At 59.4% G+C, this 13,442-nt stretch carries 10 protein-coding genes; 5 read left to right on the forward strand and 5 right to left on the reverse strand.

What is annotated here, in order from left to right; translation table 11 throughout:
* From dnaA to gyrB, 4 genes are read left to right on the forward strand one after another with little or no spacing between them, the layout of a single operon-like run.
* Window positions 1-1,521 carry a chromosomal replication initiator protein DnaA gene (dnaA, locus tag QOM08_RS00005; RefSeq protein ID WP_047230104.1) on the forward strand — a complete coding sequence of 507 codons (1,521 nt, stop codon included), beginning with the start codon at window positions 1-3 and terminating at the stop codon, window positions 1,519-1,521.
* Between the two features lie 39 nt (window positions 1,522-1,560).
* Window positions 1,561-2,664, forward strand: coding sequence for a DNA polymerase III subunit beta (gene dnaN, locus QOM08_RS00010; RefSeq protein WP_007903001.1), 1,104 nt, complete (start codon window positions 1,561-1,563; stop codon window positions 2,662-2,664).
* 8 nt (window positions 2,665-2,672) lie between these two features.
* The gene (gene recF, locus QOM08_RS00015; RefSeq protein WP_047230105.1) at window positions 2,673-3,776 is read left to right on the forward strand and encodes a DNA replication/repair protein RecF; all 1,104 of its coding nucleotides are present in this window, start codon (window positions 2,673-2,675) and stop codon (window positions 3,774-3,776) included.
* A gap of 5 nt (window positions 3,777-3,781) precedes the next feature.
* The gene (gene gyrB / locus QOM08_RS00020) at window positions 3,782-6,199 is read left to right on the forward strand and encodes a DNA topoisomerase (ATP-hydrolyzing) subunit B (RefSeq protein WP_047230120.1); all 2,418 of its coding nucleotides are present in this window, start codon (window positions 3,782-3,784) and stop codon (window positions 6,197-6,199) included.
* A gap of 70 nt (window positions 6,200-6,269) precedes the next feature.
* Here the strand turns inward: gyrB and QOM08_RS00025 are convergent, their stop codons facing one another.
* Window positions 6,270-7,004 carry a response regulator transcription factor gene (locus tag QOM08_RS00025; protein WP_047230121.1) on the reverse strand — a complete coding sequence of 245 codons (735 nt, stop codon included), beginning with the start codon at window positions 7,002-7,004 and terminating at the stop codon, window positions 6,270-6,272.
* 281 nt (window positions 7,005-7,285) lie between these two features.
* Here QOM08_RS00025 and QOM08_RS00030 point away from each other — a divergent pair, with 281 nt between their 5' ends.
* Complete coding sequence (locus tag QOM08_RS00030) at window positions 7,286-8,803, forward strand: PAS domain-containing sensor histidine kinase (protein ID WP_316912396.1); 1,518 nt, start codon at window positions 7,286-7,288, stop codon at window positions 8,801-8,803.
* Between the two features lie 168 nt (window positions 8,804-8,971).
* On the opposite strand, the gene QOM08_RS00035 is transcribed toward QOM08_RS00030, so the two are convergent.
* The 4 genes from QOM08_RS00035 to glyQ all read right to left on the reverse strand — a co-directional run bounded on the left by QOM08_RS00035 (window position 8,972) and on the right by glyQ (window position 13,380).
* Window positions 8,972-9,751 (reverse strand): lysophospholipid acyltransferase family protein, encoded by a 780-nt coding sequence (locus tag QOM08_RS00035; protein WP_047230107.1) that lies wholly within the window; start codon window positions 9,749-9,751, stop codon window positions 8,972-8,974.
* 80 nt (window positions 9,752-9,831) lie between these two features.
* Entirely contained in the window at window positions 9,832-10,371 is a 540-nt protein-coding gene (gene gmhB, locus QOM08_RS00040) for a D-glycero-beta-D-manno-heptose 1,7-bisphosphate 7-phosphatase (protein WP_171061292.1), read from the reverse strand.
* A gap of 4 nt (window positions 10,372-10,375) precedes the next feature.
* Entirely contained in the window at window positions 10,376-12,430 is a 2,055-nt protein-coding gene (gene glyS, locus QOM08_RS00045; protein ID WP_139048703.1) for a glycine--tRNA ligase subunit beta, read from the reverse strand.
* The gene (glyQ, locus tag QOM08_RS00050; protein ID WP_022641565.1) at window positions 12,427-13,380 is read right to left on the reverse strand and encodes a glycine--tRNA ligase subunit alpha; all 954 of its coding nucleotides are present in this window, start codon (window positions 13,378-13,380) and stop codon (window positions 12,427-12,429) included. The genes glyS and glyQ overlap by 4 nt, the downstream gene beginning before the upstream one ends.
* Window positions 13,381-13,442 lie beyond the last annotated feature (62 nt).

Below are 13,442 nucleotides of genomic sequence, written 5' to 3' on the forward strand. Positions count from 1 at the left end.
GTGTCAGTGGAACTTTGGCAGCAGTGCGTGGAGCTTTTGCGCGATGAGCTGCCTGCCCAACAATTCAACACTTGGATCCGTCCGCTACAGGTCGAAGCCGAAGGCGACGAGTTGCGCGTCTATGCACCGAACCGTTTCGTTCTTGACTGGGTCAACGAAAAGTACCTGGGACGGGTCATGGAACTGCTCGATGAGCATGGCAATGGCATGGCGCCTGCGCTGTCCTTATTAATAGGCAGCAAACGCAGCTCTGCGCCGCGCGCCGCCCCCAACGCCCCGTTGGCCGCTGCGGCCTCCCAGGCCCAGGCTGTCGCGGCGCCGGTTAACCATGCCGCACCGGCCCCCACGCCGGCACCGAGCAAGCGTAATGCACAAAAAGTGGCCGAGGTCAGCGAAGAGCCCTCGCGGGACAGCTTCGACCCAATGGCCGGCGCCAGCTCCCAACAAGCTCCGGTACGCGCCGAACAGCGCACCGTCCAGGTCGAAGGCGCGCTCAAGCACACCAGTTACCTGAACCGCACCTTTACCTTCGAGAACTTCGTTGAGGGCAAGTCCAACCAACTGGCGCGAGCGGCAGCCTGGCAGGTCGCGGACAACCCCAAGCATGGCTACAACCCGCTCTTCCTTTATGGTGGCGTAGGCTTGGGTAAAACCCACTTGATGCACGCGGTGGGTAACCACCTATTAAAGAAGAACCCGAATGCCAAGGTCGTGTACCTGCATTCCGAGCGTTTCGTGGCCGACATGGTCAAGGCGCTGCAGCTGAACGCGATCAACGAGTTCAAGCGCTTCTACCGTTCGGTGGACGCCTTGCTGATCGACGATATTCAGTTCTTCGCCCGCAAGGAGCGTTCCCAGGAAGAGTTTTTCCACACCTTCAACGCATTGCTTGAAGGCGGGCAGCAGGTCATTCTTACCAGTGACCGCTACCCGAAAGAAATCGAAGGTCTGGAAGAACGTCTCAAGTCGCGTTTTGGCTGGGGCCTGACGGTTGCCGTCGAGCCGCCGGAGCTGGAAACCCGGGTGGCGATCCTGATGAAGAAGGCTGATCAGGCCAAGGTCGAACTGCCTCACGATGCCGCATTCTTCATTGCCCAGCGTATCCGCTCGAACGTCCGTGAGCTCGAAGGCGCCCTCAAGCGGGTCATCGCTCATTCCCACTTCATGGGCCGCGACATCACCATCGAGTTGATTCGCGAGTCCTTGAAGGACTTGTTAGCGCTCCAGGACAAGCTGGTTTCTGTGGATAACATTCAGCGCACTGTCGCTGAATACTACAAAATCAAGATATCCGACCTGCTGTCCAAACGCCGATCGCGTTCGGTGGCTCGCCCGCGTCAGGTGGCGATGGCCTTGTCCAAGGAGCTGACCAACCACAGTCTGCCGGAAATTGGCGATGTGTTTGGCGGACGCGACCACACCACGGTGTTGCACGCCTGTCGTAAGATCAACGAACTTAAGGAATCCGACGCGGACATCCGCGAGGACTACAAGAACCTGCTGCGAACACTGACCACTTGATGACCACCAGCGCAGCTTATTAAGGCAAGGGACTAGACCATGCATTTCACCATTCAACGCGAAGCCCTGTTGAAACCCCTGCAACTGGTCGCAGGCGTCGTCGAACGCCGCCAGACCTTGCCGGTACTTTCCAACGTGCTGCTGGTTGTCGAAGGCCAGCAATTGTCGCTGACCGGTACCGACCTGGAAGTCGAGCTGGTCGGTCGTGTACAGCTTGAGGAACCGGCCGATCCAGGTTCCATCACCGTGCCGGCGCGCAAGCTGATGGACATCTGCAAAAGCCTGCCCAACGATGCGCTGATCGACATCAAGGTCGATGAGCAGAAGCTCGTGGTCAAGGCCGGTCGCAGCCGTTTCACCTTGTCGACGCTGCCGGCCAACGACTTCCCGACGGTGGAAGAAGGCCCAGGCTCGCTGACCTGCAGCCTCGAGCAAAGCAAATTGCGCCGTTTGATCGAACGCACCAGCTTCGCCATGGCGCAGCAGGACGTGCGTTACTACCTCAACGGCATGCTCCTGGAAGTGTCCGCCGGTATCATCCGCGCCGTCGCCACCGACGGTCACCGTCTGGCCATGTGCTCGATGCAGGCCGATATCGGTCAGCCAGACCGCCACCAAGTCATCGTTCCGCGCAAAGGTATCCTGGAGCTCGCGCGCCTGCTGACCGAGCCGGACGGCAATGTCAGTATCGTGTTGGGCCAGCACCATATCCGCGCCACCACGGGTGAGTTCACCTTCACCTCGAAGCTGGTCGATGGCAAGTTCCCTGACTACGAGCGCGTGCTGCCCAAAGGCGGCGACAAACTGGTCTTGGGTGACCGCCAGGCGCTGCGCGAGGCGTTCAGCCGTACCGCGATCCTGTCCAATGAGAAGTACCGCGGCATTCGTCTGCAATTGGCCAACGGTCAGCTGAAAATCCAGGCGAACAACCCGGAGCAGGAAGAGGCGGAAGAAGAAGTGGGCGTTGAATACAACGGCGGCTCTCTGGAAATCGGCTTCAACGTCAGCTACCTGCTCGACGTACTGGGCGTGATGACCACTGAGCAAGTGCGTCTGATCCTGTCGGACTCCAACAGCAGTGCGCTGGTGCAGGAATCCGATAACGACGACTCGGCCTACGTTGTCATGCCGATGCGTCTGTAATCAGCTAGATGTCCTTAAGTCGCGTCTCGGTCACCGCGGTGCGCAATCTGCACCCGGTGACCTTCTCCCCTTCCCCCCGCATCAATATCCTTTACGGCGCTAACGGCAGCGGCAAAACCAGCGTTCTGGAAGCTGTTCACCTGCTGGGGCTTGCTCGTTCGTTTCGTAGCACCCGTCTGTTACCGGTTATCCAATACGATCAGTTGGCCTGCACCGTGTTCGGACAGGTGGAGTTGGCGCAAGGCGGTCACAGTGCCTTGGGGATATCACGGGACCGGCAAGGCGAATTCCAGATCCGCATCGATGGGCAGAATGCCCGCAGCGCCGCGCAACTGGCGGAGATCCTGCCGTTGCAGTTGATCAACCCGGACAGTTTCCGTTTGCTGGAAGGCGCGCCGAAGATTCGTCGACAGTTTCTCGACTGGGGCGTGTTCCACGTGGAACCGCGGTTCATGGCCACTTGGCAGCGCTTGCAGAAGGCGCTGCGCCAGCGAAATTCCTGGCTGCGGCATGGTACACTTGACGCCGTTTCGCAAGCGGTTTGGGACAGGGAACTGTGCCAGGCCAGCGCTGAAATAGATGAATACCGCCGCGCTTACATCAAAGCCTTGAAACCGGTCTTCGAGCAGACCTTGAGCGAACTGGTTGAGCTTGAGGGCCTGACGCTCAGCTATTACCGAGGCTGGGACAAGGACCGGGAACTGAGCACCGTACTGGCTGGCTCGCTGCAGCGGGACCAGCAGATGGGCCATACCCAGGCTGGACCGCAACGCGCTGACTTGCGCCTTAGATTGGGCGCACATAATGCCGCGGACATCTTGTCCCGGGGGCAGCAGAAGTTGGTGGTGTGTGCCTTGCGTATTGCCCAGGGCCATTTGGTCAGCCAGGCTCGACGCGGTCAGTGTATTTATCTGGTGGATGACTTGCCGTCCGAATTGGACGAAGCCCACCGCCGCGCACTTTGCCGCTTGCTGGAAGACTTACGCTGCCAGGTTTTTATCACCTGTGTAGATCACGAATTATTGAGGGAAGGCTGGCAGACGGAAACGCCAGTCGCTCTGTTCCACGTGGAACAGGGCCGTATCACCCAGACCCACGACCATCGGGAGTGAAGGCATTGAGCGAAGAAAATACGTACGACTCAACGAGCATTAAAGTGCTGAAAGGCCTGGATGCCGTACGCAAACGTCCCGGTATGTACATTGGTGACACCGACGATGGCAGCGGTCTGCACCACATGGTGTTCGAGGTGGTCGACAACTCCATCGACGAAGCCCTCGCCGGTCATTGCGATGACATCAGCATCATCATCCACCCGGATGAGTCCATCACTGTTCGTGACAACGGTCGTGGCATCCCGGTAGACGTACACAAGGAAGAAGGCGTTTCCGCAGCCGAGGTCATCATGACCGTGCTGCACGCCGGCGGTAAGTTCGATGACAACTCCTACAAGGTTTCCGGCGGTCTGCACGGCGTAGGTGTATCGGTCGTGAACGCACTGTCCGAAGAGCTTGTTCTTACCGTTCGCCGCAGTGGCAAGATCTGGGAACAAACCTACGTCCACGGTGTGCCTCAGGCGCCAATGGCGATCGTGGGTGACAGCGAAACCACCGGCACCCAGATTCACTTCAAGGCTTCCAGCGAAACCTTCAAGAACATCCACTTCAGCTGGGACATCCTGGCCAAGCGGATTCGTGAACTGTCCTTTCTCAACTCCGGTGTCGGTATCGTCCTCAAGGACGAGCGCAGCGGCAAGGAAGAGCTGTTCAAGTACGAAGGGGGCCTGCGTGCATTCGTTGAATACCTGAACACCAACAAGACTGCGGTCAACCAGGTGTTCCACTTCAACGTCCAGCGCGAAGATGGCATCGGCGTGGAAATCGCCCTGCAGTGGAACGACAGCTTCAACGAGAACCTGTTGTGCTTCACCAACAACATTCCACAGCGCGATGGCGGTACTCACCTGGTGGGTTTCCGTTCGGCGCTGACCCGTAACCTGAACAACTACATCGAACAGGAAGGTCTGGCGAAGAAGCATAAAGTCGCCACCACCGGTGACGATGCCCGTGAAGGCCTGACGGCGATCATTTCGGTGAAAGTGCCGGATCCGAAGTTCAGTTCCCAGACCAAGGACAAGCTGGTTTCTTCCGAAGTGAAGACTGCGGTCGAACAGGAAATGGGCAAATACTTCTCCGACTTCCTGCTGGAAAACCCCAACGAAGCCAAGCTGGTGGTCGGCAAGATGATCGACGCCGCCCGTGCCCGTGAAGCAGCGCGCAAGGCTCGTGAGATGACCCGCCGCAAAGGCGCGCTGGACATCGCCGGTTTGCCGGGCAAGCTGGCCGACTGCCAGGAAAAAGACCCTGCCTTGTCCGAACTGTACCTCGTGGAAGGTGACTCTGCTGGCGGTTCCGCCAAGCAAGGCCGCAACCGCCGCACCCAGGCCATCCTGCCGCTCAAGGGCAAGATCCTGAACGTCGAGAAGGCGCGCTTCGACAAGATGATCTCCTCCCAGGAAGTCGGCACGCTCATCACTGCGCTGGGCTGTGGCATCGGCCGCGATGAGTACAACATCGACAAGCTGCGTTATCACAACATCATCATCATGACCGACGCCGACGTCGACGGTTCGCACATCCGCACCCTGTTGCTGACGTTCTTCTTCCGTCAGTTGCCGGAGCTGATCGAGCGCGGCTACATCTATATCGCCCAGCCTCCGCTGTACAAGGTCAAGAAAGGCAAGCAAGAGCAATACATCAAAGACGACGACGCCATGGAAGAGTACATGACGCAGTCGGCCCTGGAAGATGCGAGCCTGCACCTGAACGAAGAGGCCCCAGGCATTTCCGGCGAAGCCCTTGAGCGCCTGGTCAACGACTTCCGCCTGGTGATGAAGACTCTCAAGCGCCTGTCGCGCCTGTACCCACAGGAGCTGACCGAGCACTTCATCTACCTGCCGGCTGTCAGCATGGAACAGCTCTCCGATCACGCTGCAATGCAGGATTGGCTGGCCCAGTACGAAGTTCGTCTGCGCACCGTAGAGAAGTCTGGCCTGGTGTACAAAGCCAGCCTGCGTGAAGACCGTGAACGTAACGTCTGGCTGCCAGAGGTCGAACTGATCTCCCACGGCCTGTCGAACTACGTCACCTTCAACCGCGACTTCTTCGGCAGCAACGACTACAAGACTGTCGTCTCCCTGGGCGCGCAACTGAGCACCCTGCTGGACGAAGGCGCGTACATCCAGCGTGGTGAGCGCAAGAAAGCCGTTACCGAGTTCAAGGAAGCCCTTGAGTGGCTGATGGCCGAAAGCACCAAGCGCCACACCATCCAGCGCTATAAAGGTCTGGGTGAAATGAACCCGGACCAGCTGTGGGAAACCACCATGGACCCAGGCTCGCGCCGGATGCTGAAAGTCACCATCGAAGACGCCATTGGCGCGGACCAGATCTTCAACACCCTGATGGGTGATGCGGTCGAGCCTCGTCGTGACTTCATCGAGAGCAATGCGTTGGCGGTGTCTAACCTGGATTTCTGATCCACAGCCACCCTGCCCCAACGAAAAAGGCCAACGCATATGCGTTGGCCTTTTTTTTCGCCCGTTGGCCCTAACTCGCCACCGAAGCCTCACTCCCCGCCGCCACACTCTCCAACCGATACCCATACCCATAAATCGTCAGCAACTGCCAACCCCGATCCGCCGTCAGCCCGAGTTTGTTGCGCAGACGGTAGATGTGGGTGTCGAGTGGGCGCGACGAGGTCATTTCCTCGTGGGTCCAGAAGCGTTCATAGAAATACTCCCGGGACAGCGGACGGCCCAGGTTGGCGAACAGGCAGCGGGCCAGCCGGTATTCCCGTTCAGTCAGGCTGATGGGCATGCCGGCGCGGGTGACGGTCAGTTCGGCGTCGTCGAATTCCAGGTCGTTGAATACCAGCACGTCGCTGGCTGGAGCACGTTGCAGGTTATGGCGTCGCAACACGGCTGTGACCCGGGCCTTGAGTTCGTTAGGCCTGAAGGGCTTGCTCACGTAGTCGTCGGCTCCGGCATTGAGGGCCTGGACCACATCGTGCTCGCCGTCGCGGCTGGTGAGCATGATGGCGGCCGGGGGCGAGTCCATGTGCTCCCGCGTCCAGCGCAGCAGCGACAACCCGCTGATGTCGGGCAATTGCCAGTCGAGGATCAACAGGTCGAAGGTTTCCCGGCGCAGCTGCCGCAACAGGTCTTCGCCGCGCTCAAAACTGTGCAAGGTCCAGGCTTGCTCGCCCCTGCCGGGGATTTGTTGCAGTGTCTGTTCCACCCGGCGCAGCTCGGCCGGTTCGTCATCCAGTATGGCGACACGCATGGGATGCGATTCCTTGATCTCGAGAGTAACGGACATCATCAGGGTGGCCTGCAATCTGAACAAATATTCCACTTGCCCGATGTAACCTCGGCGGGCCGATAAGTTGTCGGGTTGCAGGTCCCCTGTCGCTGGCAGTGACAATACCGGCTCATGACGCGCAGGGAAAGGTAGCAGCGCGCCACCTATCGAGTCCGCTATAGTCTTTGGTCTTCAGCCTGCTGGTGCGACACGCGACCCCCCATGAAAAAAATCCCCCGTTCCTATGTTCTGTCAGGGTGCTTATGAGCAACCAGCGTCGTCGTGAAAGCCGTGAACCGACCCAAGTCCAACGCATGTTTCGCCAATTGGTACGGGAATGGTTGTGGATAAGTCTTCTTCTATTACCGCTCACCGCGTTGTTGTCGTTCAGTACCCAGCCAACACGCCACGGGCCAGAAGCGGCGTTGTTGTCGGTGTTTGTGGTCGCTGTTGTGCTGGGGTTGCTATTGCTGCGCCCTCGCCTGGCGCTGTGGACGACAGTGGGTGGCATGAGCATGGCCCTGCTGATCAGTGTCGTACTCGCGGCTGAAGGTTGGTGGTGGTCGCCCATGGCGAGCGTGCTGGGCATCGTGTTTGGTTATCTGATCTGGAATTGGCGGCGGCTGAGCGTGGTGCTGGCCTACTTTGGCTGGGAACTGGCGCGCCTGGATGCGGAGCCCAAGGTTTTCCCCGAACGGCGTCGTGCGCCCTACACGGGCAGCGACCGCTTGCAGGGCCAGATCATGGCCCTGGAGCAAGCCATGGGGAGAACCCGGGACACCCGTCGCTTTATTGCCGATGGCCTCGAATACCTGCCGGTGGCAACAATGATCATCGATCCCCAAGGCAAGATATTGCTGGGTAACCGCAAAGCGCGTGATCTCTTCGGCCATGGCTTGGCGGGGGGCGATGTATTGGAGCATCTCGCGCAGCTGGGTTACCCAGGACTGGAACGCGGGGTGCCTCACCGGTTATCCACATTACCCCTGGTGGAGTTTCGCGACAGCCGGGAGCGCAGCCTGCGTCTGGAACGAGCCCCGCTATTGCCGGTTGACGGAGAGGCGCCGATAGGCTGGTTACTGAGCCTCATCGACCTGAGCGCGGAGCGCGAAGCCGAAGAGCAGCGCAGCGTCATGCTGCGTTTTTTGTCCCATGATTTGCGCGCGCCCCACTCGGCGATCCTGGCCCTGCTGGATGTGCAGCGGCATCAGACCGGAGCGAATAATCCGCTCTTCGATCAGATCGAGCGGCAGGTGCGTCGCGCCTTGGAATTGACCGATGGCTTTGTGCAACTGGCCAAGGCCGAGTCTGAGGCGTATCAATTCCAACCGACGCTGTTCGCCATGTTGGTCCTGGATGTACTTGACCAGGCGCTGCCCATCGCCCAGGCAAAACGCATCCAGTTGATTCATGAAATAGAGGATGAAGAGGCGATGGTGAGCGCGGATCAATCATTGCTGACCCGTGCCCTGTTCAATCTGCTGGAAAATGCCATCAAGTACAGCCCGCCCGACGCCTGCATTTCCCTGCAGGTTCATTGCACGCCGGGTTGGTTGACCTGCAACGTCGCCGACCAGGGCAAGGGCATCAGCGCCGAAGAACTACCGGACCTGTTCAGCCAGTATCGACGGTTTTCCTCGGCTCACGGTGTGGATGGTATTGGCTTGGGACTGTCGATGGTCAAGGCCGTGGTGGACCATCACGAGGGGAAAATCGAATGCCATAGCGTGGTAGGCAAAGGCACGACGTTCAGCCTGCGATTCCCGTTGTTGGCGGAGTAAAGACCGTCCGAACGCGGCCCGAGCCTTCGGACGATCTTTTGGTGCTATAAAAAACTTATGCACCTGTACGTGGCTTTTATGTGTTTATGAAATATGTATTAAAAACAAAGACATAAAACAGAAAAGTAACGGATTTCGAAAAAACGGTGCACAGGTTATCCACAGATATCAAACAGCGGCTTGTTCCGTGGGCACTTCCGCGACAGGACCGGGTGGAAGCGAACCCATCTCCCGTTGGGTCTGTTCGTTCCAGGTTTGTACGCGTTCATTGAGCTCGGCAATGGCGCGGGGCCCACTACCTTCGGCGTACATGGGTTTGCCGATCACCACGGTGATGACGCCCGGTGTCCGGAGCCAGCCACCTTTGGGCCAGAACTTGCCGGCATTGTGTGCAATCGGCAGCACCGGGAGGTCAGCGTTTACCGCCAATGCGCTGCCACTGCGGGAGAATTTGCCGATCGTCCCGTAGGGAACACGGGTACCCTCTGGAAAGATCAAAACCCAAACCTTGTCCTTGAGCAGCTCATCACCTTTTTTCGCCACTTGCTTGAGAGCAACCTTGGGGTTGTCCCGGTCAATGGCGATGGGGCGCAGCATTGCCATGGCCCAGCCGAAGAAAGGTACGAACAGCAGCTCACGTTTGAGCACTTGGCTCAGGGGCTCGAAGTAAGCCGAAAGGAAGAAAGTCTCCCAGGTGCTCTGGTGGTTGGACTGGATCACGCACGGCCGCTCAGGCACGTTTTCGGCGCCTTTTACTTCATACCGTATCCCCAGAAAAACCTTGCTCAGCCACAGCGCGCAACGGCACCAGTACACATTGATAAAACGGTAGCGCGTCCTGAACGACATGAAAGGCGCTACAAAAAAACTCAACGTGCACCACAACAACGAACTGGTGCCCAGCAGCAGGTAAAAGAGAAAGGTTCTGATGGCCTGCAATATCGACATAGCGGCATTTACCGTTGCGGGCAGTGCCCGACTGTTTAAGCGCTTCCCGAACAGTCCTTGATCAGGATGTCTTGGGAGCTCTAATTGTGGATAAGTTCAGCGGCAATCGCCGCCAAGTCTTCAAAAATCAGGGTGCCCACCGGCAGGGTCTTGCCCAGAGTCTTCTCGCCTTTGCCGGTCTTTACCAAAACGGGCTGACAATCGACGGCCTTGGCCGCCTCCAGGTCACCCAGGCTGTCGCCGACGAACCACACTCCCGCCAGCGTTACATCGTAGTGAGCGGCAATGGTTTTCAACATGCCCGGCTTGGGCTTGCGGCAATCACAACCTTCGTCCGGCCCGTGCGGGCAGTAGACGATCAGCCCGACTTCACCGCCCTGCTCGGCCACCAATGCGCGCAAGCGCTCATGCATGGCCTCAAGGACCGCGAGGTCGTAGTAACCGCGGGCAATGCCCGACTGGTTGGTGGCAACCGCCACCGTCCAGCCGGCCTTGCTCAACTGCGCGATGGCTTCGATCGAACCGGGGAGCGGCAACCACTCCTCCACCGATTTGATATAAGCGTCGGAGTCGTGGTTGATCACTCCGTCCCGATCGAGAATCAGCAGTTTCAACAGCAGCCCCTCAACCCAGCATGGAAATGTCGGCAATATTGAGGAACAGGCCCCGCAGGCGCGCCAGCAGTGCATAGCGATTCTTGCGAACATCTTCGTTGTCCGCATTCACCATCACGGCTTCAAAGAACGCATCGACAGGATCGCGCAGTGCTGCCAGGCGTGCCAGCGCTTCGGCATACTCGCGCTTTTCCATCAGCGGTTGCACGGACGTAGACGCCTGCTGGATAGCCGAGTTGAGAGAGAACTCCACGGCGTTATCAAAGTACCGCGCCTCAGGTACGGCGAAAATTGTAGGCTCGGCCTTGCTCAGCAGATTCGACACCCGCTTGTTCACCGCCGCCAGCGCTGCTGCTTCCGGCAGTTGGCGGAAAGCCTGCACCGCTTGGACGCGCTGGTCGAAGTCCAGGGCCGAACCGGGCTTCAGGGCCCGCACCGACAGGTAAGTGGCGACATCGACGCCTTCGTCTTCATAACGCGCACGCAGGCGGTCGAAGATGAATTCCAGCACCGCATCGGCCAGACCGGCAGACTTGACCTTGCTGCCGAACGCATTGACGGCGAACGCCACGGCGTCGTTCAGGTCCAGGTCCAGTTGCTTGTCGATCAGGATCCGCAGCACACCCAGTGCCGCGCGACGCAGGGCGTACGGGTCTTTGCTGCCGGTAGGCAACATGCCGATGCCGAAAATACCGACGAGGGTGTCGAGCTTGTCGGCGATGGCCACGGCCGCACCGGTCAGGGTGGTCGGCAGTTCAGCGCCGGCACCGCGGGGCATGTACTGCTCGTTCAGCGCCAGGGCCACGTCTTGCGGCTCGCCGTCGTTGAGGGCGTAGTAGTAACCGGCAACGCCTTGCATCTCCGGGAACTCACCGACCATTTCGGTGGACAGGTCGCACTTGGACAGGATGCCGGCACGGGCCGCGCGCTGGGCGTCGCCGCCAATGCGTGGAGCGATGAAAGCAGCCAGTTTCGAAACGCGCTCGGCCTTGTCATAGACGCTGCCGAGTTTTTCCTGGAACACCACGTTCTGCAGGCGTTCGTTGAAGCTTTCCAGCGGTTGCTTCTTGTCCTGCTTGAAGAAGAACTCGGCGTCGGTCAGGCGCGGGCGAACGACTTTCTCGTTACCGGCGATGATCTGCTGCGGGTCCTTGCTTTCGATGTTGGCGACGGTGATGAAGCGCGGCAGCAACTTGCCTTCAGCGTCCAGCAGGCAGAAATACTTCTGGTTGTCCTGCATGGTGGTGATCAGCGCTTCCTGCGGCACTTCAAGGAAACGTTCCTCGAACGAGCACACCAGCGGCACTGGCCATTCCACCAGCGCGGTCACTTCGTCCAGCAGACTTGGCGGCACGATGGCGGTGCCTTCCTGCTGGGTGGCCAACTCTTCGGTGCGCTTGCTGATCAGTTCGCGACGCTCGTTGGCGTCAGCCAATACGTAGGCGGCACGCAGGTCGGCCAGGTAATTGGCCGGCGAGGTGATGCGCACGCTCTGCGGATGATGGAAGCGGTGACCGCGGGAATCGCGACCGGCCTTCTGGGCCAGGATCGTGCAGTCGATGACTTGGTCACCGAGCAGCATCACCAGCCATTGGGTCGGACGCACGAACTCTTCCTTGCGCGCGGCCCAGCGCATGCGCTTGGGAATCGGCAGGTCGTTCAGGGAATCTTCGACGATGGTCGGCAACAGGCTGGCGGTCGGCTTGCCCTTGATGCTCTGGCTGTAGCGCAGCTTCGGCCCGCTCTGGTCGATTTCGCTCAGGTCCACGCCACATTTCTTGGCGAAACCGAGGGCGGCTTGGGTTGGGTTGCCGTCGGCATCGAACGCGGCCTGGCGTGGCGGGCCGTCGAGGTTGATGCTGCGGTCCGGCTGCTGGGTCGCCAGGGCGGTGATCAGCACGGCCAAACGACGCGGCGCGGCGTAGACATGCTTGGCTTCGAAGTTCAGGCCAGCGGCTTGCAGGCCCTTCTCGATACCGGCCAGGAACGCATCGGCCAGGGTGTTCAGGGCTTTGGGTGGCAGTTCTTCGGTGCCCAGTTCAACCAGAAAATCTTGAGCACTCATTGTGCAGCCTCCAGCTTAGCCAACACTTCATCACGCAAATCCGGGGTCGCCATCGGGAAGCCCAGCTTGGCACGGGCCAGCAGGTAGGCTTGCGCAACGGAACGCGCCAGGGTGCGTACACGCAGGATGTATTGCTGGCGCGCAGTCACGGAAATCGCCCGGCGTGCGTCCAGCAGGTTGAAGGTGTGGGACGCCTTCAACACCATTTCATAGCTCGGCAACGGCAGCGGCTGGTCCAGTTCGATCAGGCGCTTGGCTTCGCTTTCATAGAAATCGAACAACTCGAACAGCTTGTCGACGTTGGCGTGTTCGAAGTTGTAGGTCGATTGCTCCACTTCGTTCTGGTGGAACACGTCGCCGTAGGTCACTTTGCCGAACGGGCCGTCGGCCCATACCAGGTCGTAGACCGAGTCCACGCCTTGCAGGTACATGGCCAGACGTTCCAGGCCATAGGTGATTTCGCCGGTCACCGGGTAGCACTCGATGCCACCCGCTTGCTGGAAGTAAGTGAACTGGGTCACTTCCATGCCGTTGAGCCAGACTTCCCAGCCCAGGCCCCAGGCGCCCAGGGTTGGCGATTCCCAGTTGTCTTCAACGAAACGAATGTCGTGCACCAGCGGGTCGAGGCCGACGTGCTTGAGCGAGCCCAAGTACAGCTCCTGGAAGTTTTCCGGGTTCGGTTTCAGGACTACCTGGAACTGGTAGTAGTGCTGCAGACGGTTCGGGTTTTCGCCGTAGCGGCCGTCAGTCGGGCGGCGGCTGGGCTGCACATAAGCGGCGTTCCAGGTTTCCGGGCCGATGGCACGCAGAAACGTGGCAGTGTGGAAAGTGCCGGCGCCTACTTCCATATCGTAGGGCTGAAGTACCACGCAACCTTGCTCGGCCCAGTATTGCTGGAGGGCGAGGATCAAGTCTTGGAAGGTACGCACGGCTGGCGTAGGCTGGCTCACGAAATTCACCTGTTTCTTGGGCTGCGATTTAAAGAGCGGGAGTATACCCGATTCGTTCGTGC

Origin of the sequence: Pseudomonas sp. P105 (assembly GCF_032614175.1) — a bacterium.
Taxonomy (GTDB): domain Bacteria; phylum Pseudomonadota; class Gammaproteobacteria; order Pseudomonadales; family Pseudomonadaceae; genus Aquipseudomonas; species Aquipseudomonas rhizophila.

Bases quoted from the DNA above. Each gene is read 5' to 3' on its own strand.
- recF (WP_047230105.1), top strand. From the start codon at position 2,673: ATGTCCTTAAGTCGCGTCTCGGTCACCGCGGTGCGCAATCTGCACCCG.
- QOM08_RS00035 (WP_047230107.1), bottom strand. From the start codon at position 9,751: ATGTCGATATTGCAGGCCATCAGAACCTTTCTCTTTTACCTGCTGCTG.
- dnaN (WP_007903001.1), top strand. From the start codon at position 1,561: ATGCATTTCACCATTCAACGCGAAGCCCTGTTGAAACCCCTGCAACTG.
- glyS (WP_139048703.1), bottom strand. From the start codon at position 12,430: ATGAGTGCTCAAGATTTTCTGGTTGAACTGGGCACCGAAGAACTGCCA.
- QOM08_RS00030 (WP_316912396.1), top strand. From the start codon at position 7,286: ATGAGCAACCAGCGTCGTCGTGAAAGCCGTGAACCGACCCAAGTCCAA.
- QOM08_RS00025 (WP_047230121.1), bottom strand. From the start codon at position 7,004: ATGCGTGTCGCCATACTGGATGACGAACCGGCCGAGCTGCGCCGGGTG.